Source organism: Micromonospora sp. IBHARD003, from assembly GCF_056106285.1.
The window spans coordinates 2,465,239-2,487,070 of record NZ_JBWBBX010000001.1; the positions used below are offsets into that span (position 1 = coordinate 2,465,239).

Consider the following 21,832-nt stretch of genomic DNA (forward strand, 5'->3'; position numbering starts at 1 on the left):
CCCGCTACTCCTCCGGAGGAAACACCGCTTCCCCCGTATCCGGCAGCGTGATCATGATCGCCTCGACCGGACACCCCTCCGCCGCCGCGAGGATCCGCTCGTTCGCGTCGGTGTCCGGCTCTGCCGCGTGCGACTGGCGGGCGGAGTCCAGCCTGAAGCCGCCCGGGGCGAGGCTGACGCACATCCCCGAACCGATGCACACACCCCGGTCGACCTCGACGTGCCAGCGGTCGCCCATCAGCTGTCGCTCCCGTACGAGGCCGGCAGGTGGATCATCTTGTGCTCCAGGTACGAGCCGTATCCCTCGGGGCCGAACTCCCGCCCGATGCCGGAGTTCTTGTAGCCGCCGAACGGCCCGAGCATGTCCAGGCTGAAGGTGTTGACGTTGTACGTGCCCGTCCTGATCCGCCGCGCGAAGTCGATGCCGCGCTCGACGTCGGCGGTCCACACGCTGCCGCTGAGTCCGTAGTCGGAGTCGTTGGCGATCTTGACGGCCTCGGTCTCGTCGCCGTACGGCAGCAGACAGATGACCGGGCCGAAGATCTCCTCGCGGGCGATCCGCATGGAGTTGTCGACGCCGCCGAAGAGGGTCGGCTCGACGTACCAGCCGCGGTCGATCCCGGCCGGGCGCCCTCCGCCGGTGAGGACCTTGGCGCCTTCCTCCTGGCCGATCCCGATGTAGTCGAGGGACCGGCGCTGCTGGCGCTCGGCCACCAGCGGGCCGACCTGGGTCGCCGGGTCCAGCGGGTCCCCGACCACGAGCGCGTCCGCCGCCGCTGTGAAGGCGTCGGCGATCTCGTCGTAGCGCGAGTGGGGCACCAGGATGCGGGTCTGCGCCACGCACGCCTGGCCGTTGTTCATCCAGGCCGCCGGGACGATGCCCTGGACCGCGGTCTCCAGATCGGCGTCCGGCAGGATCACCGCCGCGGACTTGCCGCCCAACTCCAGTGTGACCCGGGTGAGATGGCGGGCTGCGACTTCCATCACGCGCTTGCCGGCCGCGACCGAGCCCGTGAAGGAGACCTTGTCGACACCCGGATGCCCGACCAGGTACTCACTGACCTCGCGGTCGGCGGGCAGGATCGACAGCACGCCTTCCGGGAGCCCGGCCTCGCGTGCGATGTCGGCGAGGATGTACGCGTCCAGCGGGGACTCCGGCGACGGCTTGAGCACCACCGTGCAGCCGGCGAGCAGGGCGGGGGCGAGTTTGGCGGCGGCGATGAACTGCGGGACGTTCCACGGGACTACGGCCGCGACGACGCCGACCGGTTCGCGGCGCACCAGGATCGGTCCCAGCACACCGCTGCGCTGCTCCTCGTAGGTGAAGCCGCGGGCGACGGTGAGAGCCGCGTCCCACACCATCATCGCCCCGAGGGCCTGGGCGAGGACGCTCCAGGAGTAGGGGGAGCCGTTCTGCGAGCTGATCGAGCGGGCGATCTCCTCGTGCCGTACGGCGAAGGCGTCCTTGATCCTGCCCACCACCGCGATGCGCTCCTCGAGCGTGGTCCGCGGCCAGGGCCCTTCGTCGAAGGCCAGCCTGGCCGCGGCGACGGCACGGTCGACATCGGCCTCGGAGGCGTGCGGGACGCGCCCGATGACCTGCTCGGTGTGCGGGGAGACCACCTCGATGGTGTCCGTGCCGAGGGGATCGACCAACTCCCCGCCGATGAACAGCTTTCCGTGCTCGACCAGCTCGGTCATGACACCGCCTCCTGTGCACCGGCGATCCGCCGGAGTTGCCTCACGCGGGAAAGGGATCCTCTGACGCTGTTTCAGAACTGATACCAGTTCTAGTTACAGGAGGCCATACTCGGGACCGAGCACTCCCCCACCAGCGAATTCACAGGGGCCGACGGCCGCGACCGCACAGCCTTATCCTGCGGAGATGATCAAGCCAATCGAGCTGGTGATATTCGACTGCGACGGCGTGCTGGTCGACAGCGAACGCATCGCCGTACGCGTCCATGCCGTCCTGGGTAGGGAGTTGGGCTGGGCGCTCACCGAGGACGAGGTCGTCGAACGGTTCGTCGGCCGCTCCAGTGCCACCATCGGCGAACGGATCGCCGAGCGGCTCGGCGAGGAGACCGCCGCGATCTGGCAGAAGCGGTTCGAGCAGCTCCACCGCGAAGAGGTCGACGCCGGCCTCGCCCCCGTCGACGGACTGCCCGAGGCCCTGGCCGCGATCGACCTGCCGACCTGCGTCGCCTCCAGCGGTTCGCACGAGAAGATGCGCCACACCCTGGGACGCACCGGGCTGTACGAGCACTTCGCCGGCCGTATCCACAGCGCCACCGAGGTCGCTCGCGGCAAGCCGGCCCCGGATCTCTTCCTGTACGCGGCGGAGCGCATGGGAGTCGACCCTGCGGCATGCGCGGTGGTCGAGGACAGCCGGCCCGGCGTCGAGGCCGCCCGCGCCGCGGGGATGAGGGCCTTCGGCTACGCCGGGGGCCTGACCCCCGCCGAACGGCTCGAGGGCCCGGGCACGGTCGTCTTCCACGACATGCGCGCGCTGCCCGGCCTCATCGCGGGACGATGACGGGACTTCACCGCCGCGGAACGTGACGACGGACGGCACCGCCATTGTCGCCACAGGGATCTGATTGAGCGTCAGGTTTCGGTACAGTGAGCCACGCCCGCGCCGCAGGGGAAGGGACGAGGTCCTATGTCGCAGGTGCCACAGGTCCCGCAGGTGCCACAAGTCCCGGAGGTGCCACAGATGTCACATGTGACGGAGCACGGCGGTGGCGTCTGGTCCCTCCGCGTCCCCATCCCGGACAACCCCCTCGGCCACACCCTGGTCCATGTCGTCGACACGGACCGCGGCCCCGTCCTCGTGGACACCGGCTGGGACGACCCGGACTCCTGGACCGCACTCACCGAGGGCCTCGGCGCGCTGGGGATCCCGGTCACCGACATCCACGGGATCGTCATCACCCACCACCACCCCGACCACCATGGTCTGTCCGGCCGTGTCCGCGAAGCCTCCGGGGCCTGGATCGCCATGCACGCGGCCGACACCGCCGTCGTACGCCGCACCCGCGACGCCCACCCCGGCACCTGGCTCGCCTATCTGGCCGCGAAGCTCGCCGCCGCGGGCGCCCCGGACGAGCACCTCGCCCCGCTGCGGGCCGCCCGCACCGAAGACCGGACGCTCCCCCACGACCGCCGGCACGAGAAGGGCCCCCGCCTGCCCGGGCTCAGGGCCGCCCTGCCCGACCGCGAGATCGCCCCGGGGGAACTGCTCGACCTGAAAGGCAGACGGCTGCGGGCCATCTGGACACCGGGCCACACCCCCGGCCATGTCTGCCTCCACCTCGAGGAAGACCACCCGGCGGGCCTCCCCGGCCACGGGCGGCTCTTCTCCGGCGACCATCTGCTCCCCGGGATCTCCCCGCACATCGGCCTCTACGAGGACCCCGACGACGCCACCGTCACCGATCCGCTCGGCGACTACCTCGACTCCCTCGAACGCATCGGGCGCCTCGGCGTCGCCGAAGTGCTCCCCGCGCACCAGCACGCCTTCACGGACGCCCCGGCCCGGGTGCGCGAGCTCCTCGACCACCACGAGTCCCGCCTCACCGGACTGCTGGGCCTGCTCGCCACCCCGCTCACACCCTGGCAACTCGCCGAACGCATGGAGTGGAACCGCCCCTGGGACCGGATCCCCTACGGTTCGCGCAACATCGCGGTCTCGGAGGCCGAGGCGCATCTGCGGCGCCTGGTGAAGCTGGGGAAGGCGGAGGCGGTGCCGGGAAGTGAGCCGGTGGCGTACGTGGCGGTGTGACCCACGCCCCTGGGGACACCCCGGAGCCGGGCGGCTACGGGCCGGTAGAGTGAGGCCGTCGTCATCACGCCCGTACGAGGGGAAGCCGGTGCGTATCCGGCGCTGACCCTTCCCCCGAGCTGTGCGCTCCGCGCGAACTCGGGGAGGCCCCAGACCGTGCACCGTCGCGTCGGCGGCGAGCCGGAATGCCTCGTACCGGGATATGACGGCTCCTGCCGTCGGGAATCCGACACCGTCGGCGGAGGCACCGTCGAGGAACACGGGGCCGGAGCCCGGCGCCCGAGCGCGCCCGTGCCCGGCTCCCCGCAGGAGAGGCACCCCGTCATGACCGTCCGCCGCAGCGCAGCCGCGCTCGCCGCCGCTTCCGCCGTGTTCTGCGGCGCACTGGCCGGGGCTCCGGCAGCGACCGCCGCGCCCTCCCCCTCTCCCTCACCCGTGATCCCCGCCGGGCTGTACGGCACGAAGGACCCCACGTATGACGGGGTGTGGCGGCAGTCGCTGGCGTTCCTCGCGCAGGACGTCATGAAGGAGGTCCCGTCGGACCAGGCGGTGGGTTGGCTGATGGCGCAGCAGTGCGACAACGGCGGCTTCTCCGCGTACCGTCCCGACCCCTCGAAGCCCTGTGACATCAAGACCGTCTACGACACCAACGCCACCGCCGCCGCGCTGCAGGCGCTGACCGCGCTCGACGGGCATTACGAGGAGGTCCAGCACGGGATCACCTGGCTGCAGTCCGTACAGAACGCGGACGGCGGCTGGGGCTACAACACGGGGATGCCGTCCGACGCCAACTCCACGTCGATCGTGATCGGCGCGCTCGCCCTGGCGAAGGCGCGCCCGGCCACCATGAAGTCGTCCACGGGCAAGTCGCCGTACGACGCGCTGGTGTCGTACGCGATCCCCTGCACCGACAAGACGAGCGGCGGCGCCTTCGCCTACCAGCCCGACAAGGCCGGCAAGCTCGTCGCGAACGCCGATGCCACCGCGGCGGCCGTACTCGCCGGGCTCGGCCGCGGCATGATCTCCCTCGGCCCCGAGCCGGGGAACGCGCCGGAGTGCGTGAACACCGCCAAGGCGACCCCCGAGCAGTCCGCCCGCAACGGCGCGGCCTATCTGGAGAAGGCCCTGGCCAAGACCGGCCACCTCGACACCGCGCCGATGCCCGGTGCCGCCGACCCGGCACCCCAGCCCGACTTCGGCAACACCGCCGACGCCGTCCTCGCGGTCTCCGCCGCCGGTCACAAGGACACGGCCACCGCCTCGGTCGAGTGGCTGAAGAAGAACTCCGCCGCGTGGGCGAAGGAGGGCGGACCCGCCGCGTACGCGCAGCTGGTCCTCGCCGCGTTCGCCTACGGCGCCGACCCGCGCGACTTCGGCGGCGCCGATCTGGTCGCCCAGCTCAACGCGACCGGTCCCGAGCCCGCGTCCACGAACGCCCCGGCCCCGTCCGCTCCCGACGACGAGAGCGAGGCGGTGGGCGGCGACAGCGCCGGCATCTGGTGGATCGTCGGCGCGGGTCTCGCGGCGGGCGCCGGTATCGGCTTCCTGATCAGCAGCCGCCGAAAGAACAAGCAGTGACACAGGCGGGGAAGCCGCAACGGTCCGGTGCCGCGTCGGCGGCGGTGGCGCTGGCACTCGGCACGGCACTGACCACGGCGCTGACACTGCTGCTCGGCGCGGCACCCGCGCAGGCCGCCGGCTACCGGTACTGGTCGTTCTGGGTGTCCGACGGCGGGGCGAAGAACGGGGCGTGGACGTACGCCACCCAGGGCCCGGCCAGTGCCCGGCCCGCCGACGGCGAGGTCGACGGCTTCCGCTTCGCGGTCAGCGAGGACTCCGCGGACTCGGCGAAGCCACGCACCGCCCCCGACTTCGCCGCGCTGTGCGCCGGCACGCCCGCCAAGCCCGGCACCAAGCGGGTCGGCATCGTCGTCGACTTCGGCACCCCGGAGCACGCGCCCCCGGGCGAGACACCTCCGGCGCCCGGCCGGCGCACCGCCTGTGCCCAGGTCGACGCGTCCGCCACCAGCGCCGACGCCCTCGCCGCCGTGGCCAAGCCGCTGCGGTACAACAGCGCCGCGCTGCTCTGCGCGATCTCCGGGTACCCGGCATCGGGCTGCGGTGACCAGGTCGCGGACGGCGCCGGCCCGGACACCCCGGCGTCCGGGGGCACCTCGCGGGCACCGGACGCGGCGAAGCCCGGCGCGGCACCGGCGGACGGGAGCGCCCGGGATGCGGCCGGTCAGGACGGCGACGGACCGTCGCTGGGCGTCGTCGGCGGCGGGGCCGCGGTGGTCGCGCTCGGCGCCGCGGCGTTCTGGCAGGCGCGCCGCCGACGCGGATGAATCCGACGGCTCACGGCACGCCCGGCACGGTGCCGCCCGGCGGCTCCCGCCGCGGCGGCACCGGCCGGGGGACGACTCATGACGGCGGCGGCGTTCCACACCCCCGGGGGCGGCGTGCCTGGCGCGCCCCGGAGGCGAACCGGAGCAATGCCCTGCACGCCGGTGCCTGGTGGGTGTGGGCGCTGGGACTCGCGACCGCCGCGTCCCGCACCACCAACCCGCTGCTGCTCGGGCTGCTGGTCGGGGTCGCCGGGTACGTCGTGGCGGCGCGGCGCACCGACGCGCCCTGGGCCCGCTCGTACGGCGCCTTCATCAAGCTCGGGCTCTTCGTCATCGCCGTCCGGCTGGCGTTCTCCGCGTTCCTCGGCTCACCGGTGCCCGGTGCGCATGTCCTGGTGACCCTGCCCGAGGTGCCGCTGCCCGACTGGGCACAGGGCATCAGGATCGGCGGCCGGGTGACGCTCGAGCAGCTGGTGTTCGCGTTCTACGAAGGGGCGAAGATGGCCGCACTGCTGATCTGCGTGGGCGCGGCCAATGCCCTCGCCAACCCCGCCCGGCTGCTGAAGTCCCTGCCCGCCGCGCTGTACGAGGCCGGGGTCGCCGTCGTCGTCGCCATGACGTTCGCGCCGAACATGGTCGCGGACGTGGCACGGCTGCGCACCGCGCGGAGACTGCGCGGCCGCCCGGCCGGAGGCCTCGGGGCGATCGTCCAGATCGGGCTGCCGGTCCTGGAGGGGGCCCTGGAGCGATCGGTGGCGGTGGCCGCGTCGATGGACGCGCGTGGCTACGGGCGCAGGGCCGCCGTGCCGCCGGCCGTCCGGCACACGACCACGGTGCTCACGCTCGGCGGGCTGCTCGGCGTGTGCGCCGGGTCGTACGGGCTGCTCGCCGCGGAGGGCGCCGGCTACGGGCTGCCGGTGCTGCTCGCCGGATTCGCCGCAGCGCTGGCCGGGCTGTGGCTCGGCGGCCGCCGCCAGGTCCGCACCCGCTACCGCCCCGACCGCTGGGGTGTCCGGGCGTGGCTGGTGGCGGGGTCGGGCGTCGCGGTCGGCGCGCTCATGATCTGGGCGAACGACTACGCTCCGCAGGCCCTGCAGCCGGGGGTCGTCCCGCTGACCGCTCCGGCCCTGCCGCTGCTGCCCGCGGTGTCGGTGCTGATCGGCCTGCTGCCCTCCTTCATCGCACCCGTACCCGGGGGGCCGGGCGGGGCCGGGCGGCGGTCCGTGTCCGGGGAGCCGGACGCGGCCTCGCAGCCGTCCCGGTCCCGTTCCCCCGAGCCGTCCGTCCCCCAGGAGGAGCCGTGATCCGCTTCGAGAACGTCTCGGTGACGTACGCCGACTGCCCGGAACCCATCGTCCGGGGCGTCGATCTGACCGTCCCGGAAGGCGAACTGGCCCTGCTGGTCGGTCCTTCGGGTGCCGGGAAGTCGACTCTGCTCGGCGCGGTCTCCGGGCTGGTCCCGCACTTCACCGGCGGCACGCTGCGCGGCCGGGTCACCGTCGGCGGCCGGGACACCCGCAGCCACCGGCCCCGCGAACTCGCCGATCTCGTCGGCACGGTGGGCCAGGACCCGCTCGCCCACTTCGTCACCGACACGGTCGAGGACGAGCTGGCGTACGGCATGGAGTCCCTGGGCCTGAGCCCGGACGTGATGCGGCGCCGGGTGGAGGAGACCCTCGATCTGCTGGGCCTGGCCGATCTGCGCGACCGTCCGATCGCCACGCTCTCCGGCGGTCAGCAGCAGCGTGTGGCGATCGGCTCGGTGCTCACCCCGCACCCCAGGGTCCTGGTCCTGGACGAGCCGACGTCGGCCCTCGACCCGGCTGCCGCCGAGGAGGTCCTTTCGGTGCTCCAGCGGCTGGTGCACGACCTCGGTACGACCGTCTTCATGGCCGAGCACCGCCTGGAGCGCGTGGTGCAGTACGCCGACCGCATCGTCCTCCTCCCCTCGCCGGGCGCGGCGCCGGTCGTCGGTACCCCCGCCGAGATCATGGCGCTCTCGCCCGTCCACCCGCCCGTGGTGTCGCTGGGCCGCCTCGCGGGCTGGGACCCGCTTCCGCTCTCGGTCCGCGACGCCCGGCGCAAGGCGGGGGTGCTACGGGAGCGGCTGGCCGGAAGGACCCCGCCGGCTCCGGCCGGCACCGCCACCGGGCCGCTTCCGGGACCTGCCCCGGTCCCGGTGGCCGGTCCCGCCGCCGCACCGCGGGCCCGGGGGCTTCGGGCCGTGTTCACACGCGTACGGCGCGGCGTCCCGGCCGGGCGGCCCGCGGCGACCGTGCGCCCGGAGACACCCGCCCCGCCGCCGGCCGGCACCGCACCGCTCGTCAGCGCCGAGCGGCTCTCGGTGCGCCGTGGCCGGGTGGAGGCTCTGCGCGACGTCCGGCTCGAGGTGCGTGCCGGGGAAGCGGTGGCCCTCATGGGCCGCAACGGCGCCGGGAAGTCGACCTTGCTCGGCACCCTCGTCGGGATGGTCGGGCCGTCGTCGGGCGAGGTCCTCGTCGGGGGCCGCGTACCGCACCGCACACCTCCCCGTGAGCTCATCCGCGAGGTGGGACTGGTGCCGCAGGAGCCGCGGGACCTGCTCTACGCGGACACCGTGGGCGCGGAGTGCGCCACGGCCGACGCGGACGCGGGCGCCGCGCCCGGGACCTGCCGGGCACTGGTCTCCGCGCTGCTGCCGGACGTACCGGACGGCACGCACCCCCGCGATCTGTCCGAGGGCCAGCGCCTGGCGCTCGCGCTCGCCCTGGTGCTGACCGCCCGGCCCCCGCTGCTGCTGCTCGACGAGCCGACCCGGGGCCTGGACTACGCCGCCAAGGCACGGCTGGTCACCGTGCTGCGAAGGCTCGCGGCCGAGGGGCACGCCATCGTCCTCGCGACGCACGATGTGGAGCTGGCGGCCGAGCTGGCCCACCGTGTGGTGATCCTCGCGGACGGTGAGGTCGTCGCGGACGGCCCGACCGCCGATGTGGTCGTGTCGTCGCCCGCTTTCGCGCCCCAGGTGGCCAAGATCCTCGCCCCGGGGCCCTGGCTGACCGTCGCGCAGGTGGAGGGGGCGCTGTGACCACACGCAGGACCGCCGACCGCGCCGACAGCCCGGGACGCCCCGAGCGCCAGGCCCGGCCCATCCGGCTCGGCCCCCGTGCGATCACCGCTCTCGTCCTGGTCAGCGCCCTGGGCGTGGTCGCCTTCGGCTGGCCGCTGCTCGCCGGGGGTGGATCCGGTCTGGTCGCACACGCCCAGGACGCGCCCTGGCTGTTCGCCGCCCTGCTTCCGCTCCTCGTCGCCGTCGTCGTCGCGACGGTCTCCGACGGTGGTGTCGACGCGAAGGCCGTGGCGATGCTCGGGGTGCTCGCCGCGGTCGGGGCCGCACTGCGCCCGCTGGGTGCGGGGACGGCGGGGCTGGAGCCCATGTTCTTCCTGATGGTTCTGAGCGGCCGGGTCCTCGGTCCCGGCTTCGGCTTTGTCCTCGGCTCGGTGACGATGTTCGCGTCCGCCCTGCTCACCGGCGGTGTCGGGCCCTGGATGCCGTTCCAGATGCTGGCGATGGGCTGGTTCGCGATGGGCGCGGGGCTGCTGCCGGGCCCGCGGCGGGTACGGGGCCGCGCCGAGGTGGTGATGCTCGCCGGATACGGCTTCGCCGCGGCCTTCGCGTACGGCACGATCATGAACCTCTACGGCTGGACGATCGTCCCCGGCCTGGCCACGGGCGTCTCCTTCCAGCCGGGCGCTCCGGTGCACGAGAACCTGGTGCGTTTCGCGGCGTACTGTCTGGCGACCTCGCTCGGCTGGGATCTGGGGCGCGCGGTGCTGACCGCCGTACTGACGCTGGCGGTCGGATCCACGCTGCTGAAGGCACTCCGAAGGGCCACGCGACGGGCCGCCTTCGAGTCCCAGGTCACATTCGGGGCCCCGGAGGACCTCCCCAGCAGGTGAAGCGGCCCACAGGACCAAGGTCCCGAAACTACCCGTCTTCGTAGACATCTCCCGAGGACGGGTTTTTTGCTGACACGGCCACTGACCTGCACATACACCCCATATGTCCACTTAGGGACTTTGGTCCTCGATCCACCCTTCCTACTCGTATCCGGTAGGTGAGCCCGGTCACGGCAGGGGCCCTTCCCCCGCAGCTACAACTGTTCCCGTCGCAAGGCGCAGCAGGGCCTCGAGCCCGGCACACACGCCCCACTCGGCCCCGCCCTCGCGACCGAAATGCCCCCGACGTTAGGTATCGCCTTGTCTCGCTCGCTGTTCACCCGACTCGCCGCCCGCAACAAGTCCGTTGTCGCCGGCACCGCCGTGCTCCTCGGTGCGGCCGGTGCGGTGATGGGGACGACGACGACGGCTTCCGCCGCCACCGCCACCCCGCAGGACATCGCCAAGCAGATGATGCCCGCCGACCAGTTCCAGTGCTTCGACAAGATCGTGGAGCACGAGTCCAACTGGAAGCACACGGCGACCAACGCATCCTCCGGCGCCTACGGTCTGGTCCAGGCCCTGCCCGGCAGCAAGATGGCCAGCGCCGGCGCCGACTGGAAGACCAACCCCAAGACCCAGATCAAGTGGGGTCTGGAGTACATGAACGAGCGCTACGGCAGCCCCTGCGGCGCCTGGAACTTCTGGCAGGCCAACCACTGGTACTAAGCCAGTACCAAGCCACACCCGCCACGGGGACAGGGCACGCCTGACTTCGCAGGGCTCCGGAGCGACGACCGTCGCACCGGGGCCCTGTTCCCGTACATACGGGGCCCGTTCCCACAGGCGCCCGGTGAAGACGCCCGTGGGAACGGCAAGATCCAAACGAAGACCCCAGGTCGTGTCTTCCTAGAGCCGCTGGATGATCGTCCCCGTCGCCAGTGCACCGCCGGCACACATCGTGACCAGCGCGAACTCCTTGTCCCTGCGCTCCAGCTCATGCAGGGCCGTCGTGATGAGCCGAGCCCCGGTCGCCCCCACGGGGTGTCCCAGCGCGATGGCCCCGCCGTTGACGTTCACCTTCTCCAGGTCCTGCCCGAAGACCTGGGCCCAGCTGAGGACGACCGAGGCGAACGCCTCGTTGATCTCGACGAGGTCGATGTCGCCGAGCGACATCCCCGCCTTCCCCAGCACGGCTCGCGTCGCGTCGATCGGCCCGTCGAGGTGGTAGTGCGGATTCGCGCCGACCAGCGCCTGTGCGACGATCCTCGCGCGCGGCTTCAGCTTCAGCGCCCGCGCCATCCGCTTGGACGCCCACATGATCGCCGCGGCCCCGTCCGAGATCTGTGACGAGTTCCCCGCCGTGTGGACCGCGGTCGGCATCACCGACTTCAGACCGGCCAGAGCCTCCATCGAGGTGTCCCGCAGGCCCTCGTCGCGGTCGACGAGCCGCCACATCCCCTGCCCCGCGGCCTGCTCCTCCTCCGTGGTGGGCACCTGGACCGCGAACGTCTCCCGTTTGAACCGCTCCTCGGCCCAGGCGACACCCGCCCGCTCCTGCGAGAGCAGCCCCAGCGAGTCGACCCGCTCCCTGGTCAGCCCCCGGTGGCGCGCGATGCGCTCGGCGGCCTCGAACTGGTTGGGCAGATCGACGTTCCACTCGTCCGGCCATGGCTTGCCCGGGCCGTGCTTCGAGCCACTGCCCAGGGGCACCCGCGACATGGCTTCGACGCCGCAGCTGATGCCGATGTCGATGACGCCTGCCGCGATCATGTTCGCGGTCATGTGCGCGGCCTGCTGCGACGAACCGCACTGGCAGTCCACGGTCGTCGCGGCGGTCTCGTAGGGAAGCCCCATCGCCAGCCAGGCGTTGCGGGCGGGGTTCATGGACTGCTCGCCGGCATGGGTCACGGTGCCGCCGACGATCTGTTCGACGCAGTCGGCGTGGATGCCGGTGCGGCCCAGGAGTTCACGGTAGGTCTCACCCAGCAGATACGCCGGGTGCAGATTGGCGAGCGCGCCGCCGCGCTTGCCAATGGGTGTGCGTACGGCTTCGACGATGACGGGTTCCGCGGCCATGAGCTCGTCCTCTCCTCGCACCCGGCGGAGGTCGTCCCGGTGCCCCCGCGCGGCGCACAGCGAAGAACTAGTACGCGTTCTAGTTCTCCTTGCAGTCTTATGAGGCTTACCCCCGGTACGCAAGGGTCTTGCACGGTCCCCGCACGCAACAGTTCCCGCCGTATCCCTTGCCAGTTGTAGAACCCGTTACTACCTTGCGGATAAATCTGATGGGTCGTCAGACGATGGAGCCGCCCCATGTCCTGTCCAGCGCTGCCCGACGGGTTCGACGCCACCGACCCCGACCTCCTCCAGAGCCGCATCCCCTTCCCGGAGTTCGCCGAACTGCGCCAGGCCGCGCCGGTCTGGTGGTGCCCCCAGCGCCGCGGCATCACCGGCTTCGACGACGACGGCTACTGGGCCGTCACACGGCATGCGGACGTCAAGTACGTCTCCACACACCCGGAGTTGTTCTCCTCGACCGAGAACACGGCCATCATCCGCTTCAACGAGCACATCAACCGCGACCAGATAGACGCCCAGCGGCTGATCATGCTCAACATGGACCCGCCCGAACACACCCGGGTCCGCCAGATCGTCCAGCGCGGCTTCACTCCACGCGCGATACGGAGCCTGGAGACGGCGCTGCGCGACCGGGCGCGGAAGATCGTCGAGGAGGCGAAGCGCAACACCGGGCCCGACGGCACCTTCGACTTCGTCAACAGCATCGCGGTCGAACTGCCCCTGCAGGCCATCGCCGAACTGATCGGCGTTCCCCAGGAGGACAGGGCCCGCATCTTCGACTGGTCCAACAAGATGGTCGCCTACGACGACCCCGAGTACGCCATCACCGAGGAGATCGGCGCCGAGGCGGCGATGGAGCTCATCGGCTACTCGATGAACATGGCCGCCGCCCGCAAGGAGTGCCCGGCCAAGGACATCGTGACGCAGCTCGTCGCGGCGGAGGGCGAAGGCAATCTGTCGTCGGACGAGTTCGGCTTCTTCGTGCTGCTGCTCGCCGTCGCCGGCAACGAGACCACGCGCAACGCCATCAGTCACGGCATGCACGCGTTCCTCACCCACCCCGAACAGTGGGAGCTCTACAAGCGGGAGCGTCCGGCGACGGCGGCCGACGAGATCGTGCGCTGGGCCACGCCGGTCGTCTCCTTCCAGCGCACGGCGACCCAGGACACCGAACTCGGCGGCCGCCAGATCAAGAAGGGCGACCGGGTGGGGCTGTTCTACTCGTCGGCAAACAACGACCCGGAGGTCTTCGACCACCCCGGCGTCTTCGACATCACCCGGGACCCCAACCCCCACCTCGGCTTCGGTGGCGGAGGCCCGCACTTCTGCCTCGGCAAGTCGCTCGCCATCCACGAGATCGACCTCATCTTCAACGCCGTCGCGGACACCCTGCCCGATCTGCGCCTCACGGGCGACCCCCGGCGGCTGCGCGCCGCCTGGCTCAACGGCATCAAGGAACTCCAGGTCAGTGTGGGCGGCGGCGCCTGAGCCGCCCACGCCGCGCCCGGACAGGGGGGACGGGGGCTTTCCCCACGCCCGCCCCCGTCTCCCGCCCGGGCCGCCGTCCGTCCGTTCCAGGGACCTCGGGGAACCTCAGGGGGCGCCCTCGTCCAGATGGCTGAGCAGGTCGGGCTGCAGCGATCCGACCCGCACACCGAGCGCGGTCAGGACCTCCATCGCCACCGTGTCGCCGTGCGCGAGGAGTCCGAGGAGCATGTGCCCGGTGCCGATGCGCTCCTGGCCCCGGGTGTGCGCCTCGCGTACGGAGAGCTCCAGCGCCCGCTTCGCGCCTTCGTCGTACACGGGGCGCGGGAACTGGAAGGCGCCCGGGCCGAAGGTGTCGTCGGCCCGCCGCTTGATCTCCTCCACGTCCACCCCGAGCCCCGCGAGGGCGTCCTTGGACGCCTGCGCGCTGTTCCCCACGACGCCGGCGGCCTCGAGGATCCGCGCGGTCTCCTGCCTGGCCCGGGCCAGCTCGACGCCATGCCGCCCCAGGGCCCGCCCGGCGGTGCTCTCTCCCGTGGCGGCCAGCCCGAGCAGCAGATGCTCCGTGCCGACGTGGTCGTGGTCGAAGGCGACGGCCTCGTCCTGCGCCGCAAGCACGGCCTGCTTGGCGCGATCGGTGAAGTACTCGAACAACTCAGCTCTCCTTGCCCATGGCTTTACGTCGGCCCGCGTGCTTCTCGTGGACCGACTGACGGCTGATCCGCAAGGCGTCGGCGATCTGCTGCCACGTCCAGCCCTTCTCACGGGCGTTGTCGACGTGCAGCCGCTCCAGTTCCTCGAGCAGCCGTCGCAGCGCCACGATGGCCCGCAGTCCGACGGCGGGGTCCTTGTCCATGACCTGCCCGGCCAGCGAGGCGGGTGTGTCGCCCTGTGTCATGTCCGTCAGGTTAGCCTGACACGCATCCGGAGTGTCAAGGATCCCTGACAGTCCGGTCCGGGATCCCTGCCAGGCCGGTCCGGCAGCCGGAGCGCACCGCCGGTGTTCACGGGCGACGGCGCCCGCTCACGCCTTCGCCGCCAGGATGGTGTCGAGCCAGTCGAAGACCCTCTGGTCGAACAGCGAGCGGTTCCACGCCTCGGTGTGGCCGAGTGCCGCGTCCTCGACACGGAAGTGGACCAGAGTCTTCGGCCCGTGCAGCGCCTCGTACAGCCGGGGCGCCTGCGCCGCCAAAGGGTCGTCGTCGTTGCCGACGACGAGCGTGGGGCAGCTGATGCCCTCGACGACTCCGGACAGCCGGTAGCGGTTGAAGTCGACGATGTAGGCGCCCAGCGAGTCGAGTCCGTGCACCCACATGCCCCGCTGGACCATGTGCCAGCGTGCGATGGGGTCTTCGGCGAACGGTGCCACCAGGGGATCGATCTCCTCGGGGTCGCCGCCGGGGAGCAGGTCCCACACCTCAGGCGCCAGCGGCATGGACTCGATGGGGTCGAGCAGGCCCGGGTCCGCGATCAGTGCGGCGACCCGGTCGTCCCCGGAGACCCCGCGCGGTGCGAGATAGCCGCCGAAGCTCCACCCCATGACGGCGATACGCGAACCGTCGATCTCGGGTCTGCCGATCGCGTAGTCCATCACCGGGCGCAGCACGGTCTCCCAGTCCGGGCGGATCGGCAGACCCTGCTCGATCAGTACGCGGCCCTGGCCCGGGCCGTCGACGAGCAGGCAGGCGTAGCCGCGGCGCACCGCCGGCAGGGCATGGGACCAGTACATCTCGTGGATGTCGGAGTCATAGCCGTTGACGCCGAGCAGGGTCGGCCGTGCGACGCTCCTGTCGTCGTCCGGCAGACAGAGGCAGCCCGGCAGGGTGGTGCCCTCGAAGGGGATCTCGACCAGTTCCACGGGCCGTTCCGCGAGGGCGGCCATGCGCGCGAAGCACTCGCTCTCCTGCCGGAACGACTCGGCGAGCCGCGGGTCGACGGGGGCACCGTAGAGCGGCTGGTAGGCGACGCGGTGGTACGTCGTCGCCCGCCAGAAGCCGTCCAGGGCGCTCACCCGGTGGCCGTGCGCCGCGCTGTCCTCGGCCGCCTCCGCCACCCGCCGGGCGGTGGCCGACCAGGCACGGTGCCATGCGTCGCTGTCACCCGCGGGAATCCGGCCGGCGGTGGCCAGGCACTCGCCGTACTCGGCACCGCCCCGGCTGATCAGCTCCAGCGCCCGGTCGGCGTGCATCTGGAACAGCGGGTCGTCGAACAGCTTCATGGCCGAACCTCTTCGCGGAGCGGGATGTCCGGGGGGCTCGTGTGTGGGCCGTCGTCCCGCTGGTCCGCCGCCGGTCCACGCCCGTATGCCCCGCCGATCCTCCACCGGCCCGCGTCCGCACGGCCGAGGCGCGCCGCGCGGACCACCGACCGGTCTACGGCCTCGGACGACCGGCACGGACTGCCGATGTAACAGCTGATACATTCGACCGTGTGACGACTTCCGACTCCGCACGCTGGCTCGTGCTCGTGATCCGGATTCCCGCCGAGCCCTCCCGGCACCGGGTAGCCGTCTGGCGGGAGCTGCGCAAGCTCGGAGCGCTCTCGCTCGGGCAGGGCATCTGGGCCGTGCCCGACGTGCCCGTCTTCGCCGGCGGTGTGCACCGCGCCCTGGAGCTGGCCGAGCGTGCCGAGGGCCAGGCGCTGGTCCTCGAAGCATCCGGACGAGGGGCGCAGGACGCCGAGCGTCTGCGGGCGATGTTCGACGAGCTGCGCCGCGACGACTGGACCGAATTCCTGGCCGACTGCGAGAAGTTCGAGCAGGAGATCGCCAAGGAGATCCGCATCGCGAAATTCACCCTCGCCGAACTGGAAGAGGAGGAGCAGAGCCTGGAACGGCTGCGTCGCTGGCACCGGGACCTGACCGCCCGTGACGTCTTCGGCTCACCCCTCGCCGCACCCGCCGCGCAGCGCCTCAGGCAATGCGCGAGTGCCTGCGAGCACTACGCCGAACTGGTCTTCAAGGCCCTGCACGAGCACCCCGGGGACGGCGGCAGGCCGGACGAGCTCACCTGAGGACGACCGAAGGCAGCCAAGAGCAGCCGTTGGACCCACCGAAGTCGAACCCATCCGAAGTCGCACGCATCCGAAATCGCACGCATCCGAAGTCGAACCATCCGAAATCGACCGACGACGACACCTGAGGACGGCCGATGAGCACGCCCACCGTGGGGACGCCCGCCCGCACCGCACCGATACGGCAGATGTGGCCGCTGTACGCGGCCGGCTTCACCACCGCCTTCGGCGCGCACGGTATCGCCGCCAACCTCGGCGGCTTCTCCGACGACGCGGTCACCTCCCTCCTCGTCCTCGGCGGCCTCCTCGCCCTCTACGACGGCGCCGAAGTCGTCCTGAAGCCGGTCTTCGGCACCCTCGCCGACCGGATCGGCGCCAAACCGGTCCTGGTCGGCGGGCTCATCGCCTTCGCCGCCGCCTCCGCGCTGTACCTGGCGGCCGGGAGTCCCGAGTGGCTGTGGGCCGCTCGGCTCGGTCAGGGAGCCGCCGCCTCCGCGTTCTCCCCGTCCGCTTCCGCGCTGGTGGCCCGGCTCAACCCGGCGGCCAAACACGGCCGCGCCTTCGGCAGTTACGGCTTCTACAAGTCGGTCGGCTACACCCTCGGCCCGCTGCTCGGCGGCGTCCTGGTGTGGGCCGGCGGTCTGCGGCTGCTGTTCGCCGTACTCGCGGTGCTCGGCGCCGCCGTCGCCTGCTGGGCGGCGCTCGCCGTACCGGCCGTACCGCCCCTGCCCAGGCAGCGCCAGACCCTTCTGGACCTCGACCGGCGGCTCGCGGACCGCTCCTTCCTCGCCCCGACCGGGGCGCTCGCGGCGGCCACCGCCGCGCTCTCCGTCGGCGTCGGCTTCCTTCCGGTGTCCGGCGCGGCCGCGGGCCTCGGCACGATCGCGACCGGGGCCGCGGTCTCCGTCCTGGCCGCGACCGCCGCCGTCGTCCAGCCCTACGCGGGCCGCGCACTGGACACGGGGCGCCTGGCCACGGGTACGGGGATCGCCGCCGGCCTCGGTGTCACCTCGGCCGGGCTGGTGTGCGCGATGGTGCCCGGACTCCCGGGCATCCTCGGCTCGGCCACGCTCATCGGGGCCGGGACCGGGCTGATCACCCCGCTCGGCTTCGCCGCCCTCGCCGCCGCGACCCCGGCCGAGCGCCTCGGTCAGACCATGGGATCCGCCGAACTCGGCCGCGAACTCGGTGACGCGGGCGGCCCGTTGCTCGTCGCCGCCGTCGCCACGACCGCCACGCTCACGTGGGGCTTCGCTGCCCTGGCAGTCGCTGTGGCCTTGTGTGCGGTGCCCGCGCTCGTGCGCCGTCGACCCGTCGGCACGGCGGAAGAGAGCTGAACTCCGGGATCCTGGAACGCTCCGGGATCCGAGAACGCTCCGGGATCCGGGAACGGCGCGCGTCGGGCCCGGACGGCACCCCCCACCCCCAATAGAGTGCTGATCATGACCATGACGTTCAGCGAACCGTTCCTCCGCCTCACCGAGCAGCACGCCGCCTGGGGCGCCGAACAGCTCGAGACCCTCAACGCGTTCCTGCCCGAAGGCGACTGGAGCGCCGATCTCGGGGAGTGCCTCTACCGGCAGGGCGGTTGCGAACTGCGGATATCGCTGCTCGGCACGTTCGACACCAACGAGCGGTCCTGGCTGTGGTCCTGGGCGAACCCCGGCTTCCAGGGCGGGCCGGCGGTCGCCGCGGCCGAGCGGATCAGGGAGTACGGACAGGCGCACGGCGTCCCCGAGTTCACCGGGGACGTGATCGACCTCTCCGCGCACGCCGACCCCCGGTTCGCGGCCGAGAACCTGGCCTTCACCGCGATGGGCGTACTCGGCGCCGCCGGCTACATCGGCGTGGAGGCGAGCCCCGACGCCCGGGCCTACTTCCTTCCCGACGACCCCCAGGTCCCACGGGCCGAGCCGCACGCGGTCAGGCTGCCGCGGATCCTGCTCACCGGCGCTCAGCTGCTCGGCGGGTCCGCACGCAGGGTCGTGGAAGGCTACTTCGCGCACCACGGCCTCCCGCAGCGCGCCGAGGCCGACCGGATCAGCGCGGGACTGGCCGACGGCGGCACCGTCGACGTGCTGTTCGACGAGTTCGACCGCATCGCCGCGGTGAAGGTCAACACCGGTGAGCCCACCTCCGATTGAGCCCGTCTTCGGTTGAGCCCGTCTTCGGTTGAACGGGACACAGCCCGAGCGGGACACCTCTCGAGCAGGACGCGGCTCGAGAGGCCGGCGGCGTAATCCGGTGGTCGATCGGGTCGGGGCGGTGGTTCCATGCCCGTCGTGACTGACATGGATCTTGAGAATGCCCCGGAACCGCTCGACCGGCTCGACCGACTGGACCGGATCGAGCGCTACTACGACGCGGTGCCGCGCTCCGGCGCCCGCGCCGAGGACTTCGGTCCGCTGAGGCTGTTCGTCAGGGAGGGCGAGGGCTGGCCGTTCTACGCCCGTCCCACCCCGGGATGGCAGGGCGCGGCGAGCGCCGCCGACGTGGACCGGGTGCGTGCCCGGCAACGGGAGCTGGGGGCGCCGGAGAGCTTCGAGTGGGTGGGCGACCTCGTGCCGGGGCTGCGGGCCGCGGTCGAGGCGTCCGGGCTCGTGGTGCACGAGCACCCGCTGATGGCCCTCGCCGGCGATGCACCGGCGCCTCTCGCCTCCGGCCCGTCCGACGAGGCTGCGGACGGCGCCCCCGGCGCCCCTGCGGTGCGAATCCTCGGCCCGGACGATCCGGCGCTGCCCAGCGCACTGGCCGTTCCGCAACTCGCGTTCGCCGAGCCCGGGACCCGCATCGGCACCGCGGGCGCCGACGAGCTGGCCAAGGCGACCGCGGCGGTGGTGAACGACGGCACGCTGGAGCGCGCTGCCGACCGGATCCGGGCAGGGCTGACCACGGTCGCCGCGGCCGTGGCGGACGGCGTGGCGCTGTGCGCGGGACAGCACCAGCGCGTGGGTGAGGTCACCGAGATCGTCGGAGTGGGAACACTGCCCAGCGCCCGGCGCCGCGGCCTGGGGATCGCGGTCACCACGGCTCTGGTGGCGGATGCACGGGCCCAGGGCGTCTCCACCGTGTTCCTGTCCGCAAGAGACGAGGACGTGGCCCGGATCTATGCCCGCGCCGGCTTCCGCCGGGTCGCCACGGCACTGATCGCGGAGCCGTCCGGCCCCGCGTAGCCGGCCCGCGGAGAACCGGGATCCCGCCATCGGTGCGGCTACGGAGTCCCGCTCGGCAGCGCCCCGTAGCCGCATCCGCACGGATACCGGCTGACGGACACGGACTGATCGACTGGCGAAGCCGGGGCCGCGGGCGGATCCTGGCTGGACGCGGCGATCCACCCGAGGGGGCGCCGGGACAGCTCGTCCCGGCGCCTCTTCGGGCCGCGAACCCGCAGGTGAGCGCGGGAACCGAACCGTCCGCCGCGTCGTCCGAAGGGTCATGTGGGGGACACGGGGGATACACAGGGTTCTGCTGCTGGTCTGCGCGCTGCTGGCGCTGCAGATCGGCTCACTGGTCGCGCCGGCGTACGCCTGCGGCTGCGGCGCGATGATCCCGTACGGACAGTCGCGGATGGCCGTAGAACGGGAGACGTCGGCCGTTCACTGGGACGGCCGCACGGAACAGATCGTCATGCGCTTCACGGTGGGCGGGAACGCGCCCCGCGCCGCCTGGATCATGCCCGTACCGACCAGGGCCACGGTCGAGCTCGGGGACCCGGAACTCTTCGGCGAGCTGTCTGACCTCACCGTCCCCGAACACCGCACCCGGCACTACTTCTGGCCGCGCTCCGGGGACTGGCCCTTCGGCTCCGCGGATGGGAGCGTCGGCGACGCGGCACCTCGACCGGGCGCCGCTGCACCGCCCGTCGGTGTGATCGGGCGCGAACGTCTCGGCGACTTCGATGTGGCCCGGCTGACGGCCACCGATCCGGACGCGCTGCGCGGCTGGCTCGACGACAACGGCTTCGAGCTGCCGGACCGGCTGACGCCGGAGCTGAGGCCGTACGTCGACAAGAAGTGGGAGTACGTCGCCGTCAGGCTCGCCCCCGACCGCAAGGACGCGGTGCTCGGCGGCACGCTCGACCCCCTCCGGATCCGGTTCGCCAGCGACCGGCTGGTCTACCCGATGCGGCTGTCGCGGCTCGCCAGGACCCCACAGTCGCTGAGCCTGTACGTCCTCGCGCCCCACCGGATGGAGCCCCGCGGCACGATCGGGGGCGACGCGCCCGAGGTGACCTTCGCCGGCGAGGTCCTGCCGGCCGGTGCGATCGGGCGGCTGACGGCGGGCGCACCGGTGTTCCTCACCGCCATCGACCAGGAGTTCCCGGTGCCGTCACACATCGACGGGGACCATGAACTGCTGCGGGCCTCGGCCGACACTCCGTACCGGCGGGTGCTGTGGCGGGACGAGTTGCTGACCGCCGCAGGAGTGCCGGTGTGGCTGGTCGCGGTGGCCGGGGTGCTGCTGGTGCCGGCGGTGGGCGTTGCCGTGACACTCAGGAAGCGCCGCCGTCGTCAAGGTAGGTTCGCGGTATGACCAACGACCAATGGAACGACGTAGACGCCTACTTCATCGATCAGCTCTCCCCGGACGACGAGGCGCTGAGCGCTGCCGTCGCCGCGAGTGACGCGGCTGGGATGCCCAGCATCGCCGTCGCCGCCAACCAGGGCAAGCTGCTGCATCTGCTGGCCCTCACCCAGGGTGCGCGGAAAATCCTCGAGATCGGGACGCTCGGCGGCTACAGCACGATCTGGCTGGGCCGTGCGCTGCCCGCCGACGGGCGGTTGGTCTCGCTGGAGTACAGCCCCGCGCATGCCGAGGTGGCCCGTACGAACCTCGCCCGGGCGGGTCTCGACAAGATCGCCGAGGTGCGTACCGGCGCCGCGCTCGACTCCCTCGCGCAGCTGGAGGCCGAGGGCGCCGGCCCGTTCGACTTCTTCTTCATCGACGCGGACAAGGTGAACAACCCCAACTACGTGGAGTGGGCGGTGAAGCTGTCCCGGCCGGGCAGCGTCATCGTCGTCGACAACGTGGTGCGCGGAGGTGCGGTGGCCGACGCGGCGAGCGAGGACGAGTCGGTACGCGCCACCCGCCGCATGATCGAGCTCGTCGCCGCGCACCCGAAGCTCAGCGCGACGGCGGTGCAGACGGTGGGGGCCCGGAGTTACGACGGGTTCCTCCTGGCCCGGGTGCAGGTCTAGGGGGTTTCTGA

20 protein-coding genes and 1 pseudogene are annotated in these 21,832 nt (G+C 72.2%); 15 read left to right on the forward strand and 6 right to left on the reverse strand.

Features of this window, described 5'->3' with window-relative positions; genetic code table 11:
* Positions 1–4: 4 nt before the first annotated feature.
* On the reverse strand, positions 5–238 hold the full coding sequence (locus ACTWOL_RS10925) for a ferredoxin (RefSeq protein ID WP_474296424.1): 234 nt from the start codon (positions 236–238) through the stop codon (positions 5–7).
* On the reverse strand, positions 238–1,701 hold the full coding sequence (locus tag ACTWOL_RS10930) for an aldehyde dehydrogenase (protein ID WP_474296425.1): 1,464 nt from the start codon (positions 1,699–1,701) through the stop codon (positions 238–240). The genes ACTWOL_RS10925 and ACTWOL_RS10930 overlap by 1 nt, the downstream gene beginning before the upstream one ends.
* Positions 1,702–1,885: 184 nt before the next feature.
* Here ACTWOL_RS10930 and ACTWOL_RS10935 point away from each other — a divergent pair, with 184 nt between their 5' ends.
* The 8 genes and pseudogenes from ACTWOL_RS10935 to ACTWOL_RS10970 form a co-directional block, all read left to right on the forward strand.
* On the forward strand, positions 1,886–2,536 hold the full coding sequence (locus tag ACTWOL_RS10935; RefSeq protein ID WP_474296426.1) for an HAD family hydrolase: 651 nt from the start codon (positions 1,886–1,888) through the stop codon (positions 2,534–2,536).
* Between the two features lie 180 nt (positions 2,537–2,716).
* Positions 2,717–3,784 (forward strand): MBL fold metallo-hydrolase, encoded by a 1,068-nt coding sequence (locus ACTWOL_RS10940; RefSeq protein ID WP_474296427.1) that lies wholly within the window; start codon positions 2,717–2,719, stop codon positions 3,782–3,784.
* A gap of 324 nt (positions 3,785–4,108) precedes the next feature.
* Positions 4,109–5,362, forward strand: coding sequence for a prenyltransferase/squalene oxidase repeat-containing protein (locus ACTWOL_RS10945; protein WP_474296428.1), 1,254 nt, complete (start codon positions 4,109–4,111; stop codon positions 5,360–5,362).
* The gene (locus ACTWOL_RS10950) at positions 5,359–6,129 is read left to right on the forward strand and encodes an SCO2322 family protein (RefSeq protein ID WP_474296429.1); all 771 of its coding nucleotides are present in this window, start codon (positions 5,359–5,361) and stop codon (positions 6,127–6,129) included. The genes ACTWOL_RS10945 and ACTWOL_RS10950 overlap by 4 nt, the downstream gene beginning before the upstream one ends.
* A complete protein-coding gene (locus ACTWOL_RS10955) occupies positions 6,126–7,433 on the forward strand; it encodes an energy-coupling factor transporter transmembrane protein EcfT (RefSeq protein WP_474296430.1) in 1,308 nt (435 codons plus the stop codon). Before ACTWOL_RS10950 ends, ACTWOL_RS10955 begins: the two co-directional genes overlap by 4 nt.
* Positions 7,430–9,193, forward strand: coding sequence for an ABC transporter ATP-binding protein (locus tag ACTWOL_RS10960; protein WP_474296431.1), 1,764 nt, complete (start codon positions 7,430–7,432; stop codon positions 9,191–9,193). The genes ACTWOL_RS10955 and ACTWOL_RS10960 overlap by 4 nt, the downstream gene beginning before the upstream one ends.
* Positions 9,190–10,065, forward strand: coding sequence for an ECF transporter S component (locus ACTWOL_RS10965; protein WP_474296432.1), 876 nt, complete (start codon positions 9,190–9,192; stop codon positions 10,063–10,065). Before ACTWOL_RS10960 ends, ACTWOL_RS10965 begins: the two co-directional genes overlap by 4 nt.
* Before the next feature lie 462 nt (positions 10,066–10,527).
* Positions 10,528–10,773, forward strand: a pseudogene (locus ACTWOL_RS10970) (aggregation-promoting factor C-terminal-like domain-containing protein); the annotation flags it as partial.
* A 180-nt stretch (positions 10,774–10,953) separates the two neighbouring features.
* On the opposite strand, the gene ACTWOL_RS10975 reads toward ACTWOL_RS10970, so the two are convergent.
* Positions 10,954–12,123, reverse strand: a complete 1,170-nt coding sequence (locus ACTWOL_RS10975) for a steroid 3-ketoacyl-CoA thiolase (RefSeq protein WP_474296434.1) — start codon at positions 12,121–12,123, stop codon at positions 10,954–10,956.
* 237 nt (positions 12,124–12,360) lie between these two features.
* Here ACTWOL_RS10975 and ACTWOL_RS10980 point away from each other — a divergent pair, with 237 nt between their 5' ends.
* The gene (locus ACTWOL_RS10980) at positions 12,361–13,614 is read left to right on the forward strand and encodes a cytochrome P450 (protein ID WP_474296435.1); all 1,254 of its coding nucleotides are present in this window, start codon (positions 12,361–12,363) and stop codon (positions 13,612–13,614) included.
* A gap of 105 nt (positions 13,615–13,719) precedes the next feature.
* Here the strand turns inward: ACTWOL_RS10980 and ACTWOL_RS10985 are convergent, their stop codons facing one another.
* The 3 genes from ACTWOL_RS10985 to ACTWOL_RS10995 form a co-directional block, all read right to left on the reverse strand.
* Entirely contained in the window at positions 13,720–14,265 is a 546-nt protein-coding gene (locus ACTWOL_RS10985; protein WP_474296436.1) for a Clp protease N-terminal domain-containing protein, read from the reverse strand.
* A gap of 1 nt (position 14,266) precedes the next feature.
* On the reverse strand, positions 14,267–14,509 hold the full coding sequence (locus tag ACTWOL_RS10990; RefSeq protein ID WP_474296437.1) for a helix-turn-helix domain-containing protein: 243 nt from the start codon (positions 14,507–14,509) through the stop codon (positions 14,267–14,269).
* Between the two features lie 126 nt (positions 14,510–14,635).
* On the reverse strand, positions 14,636–15,829 hold the full coding sequence (locus ACTWOL_RS10995) for an alpha/beta hydrolase family protein (RefSeq protein ID WP_474296438.1): 1,194 nt from the start codon (positions 15,827–15,829) through the stop codon (positions 14,636–14,638).
* Positions 15,830–16,041: 212 nt separating this feature from the next.
* Here ACTWOL_RS10995 and ACTWOL_RS11000 point away from each other — a divergent pair, with 212 nt between their 5' ends.
* The 6 genes from ACTWOL_RS11000 (at position 16,042) to ACTWOL_RS11025 (ending at position 21,821) form a co-directional block, all read left to right on the forward strand.
* On the forward strand, positions 16,042–16,623 hold the full coding sequence (locus tag ACTWOL_RS11000; protein ID WP_474296439.1) for a Chromate resistance protein ChrB: 582 nt from the start codon (positions 16,042–16,044) through the stop codon (positions 16,621–16,623).
* A 137-nt stretch (positions 16,624–16,760) separates the two neighbouring features.
* Positions 16,761–17,960: an MFS transporter gene (locus ACTWOL_RS11005; protein ID WP_474296440.1), complete on the forward strand. Its 1,200-nt coding sequence runs from the start codon at positions 16,761–16,763 to the stop codon at positions 17,958–17,960.
* A 105-nt stretch (positions 17,961–18,065) separates the two neighbouring features.
* Positions 18,066–18,767: a DUF6882 domain-containing protein gene (locus tag ACTWOL_RS11010; RefSeq protein WP_474296441.1), complete on the forward strand. Its 702-nt coding sequence runs from the start codon at positions 18,066–18,068 to the stop codon at positions 18,765–18,767.
* A 147-nt stretch (positions 18,768–18,914) separates the two neighbouring features.
* Positions 18,915–19,796 (forward strand): GNAT family N-acetyltransferase, encoded by an 882-nt coding sequence (locus ACTWOL_RS11015; protein WP_474296442.1) that lies wholly within the window; start codon positions 18,915–18,917, stop codon positions 19,794–19,796.
* Positions 19,797–20,058: 262 nt separating this feature from the next.
* Positions 20,059–21,156 (forward strand): DUF2330 domain-containing protein, encoded by a 1,098-nt coding sequence (locus ACTWOL_RS11020; protein WP_474296443.1) that lies wholly within the window; start codon positions 20,059–20,061, stop codon positions 21,154–21,156.
* Positions 21,153–21,821, forward strand: a complete 669-nt coding sequence (locus tag ACTWOL_RS11025; RefSeq protein WP_474296444.1) for an O-methyltransferase — start codon at positions 21,153–21,155, stop codon at positions 21,819–21,821. Before ACTWOL_RS11020 ends, ACTWOL_RS11025 begins: the two co-directional genes overlap by 4 nt.
* Positions 21,822–21,832 lie beyond the last annotated feature (11 nt).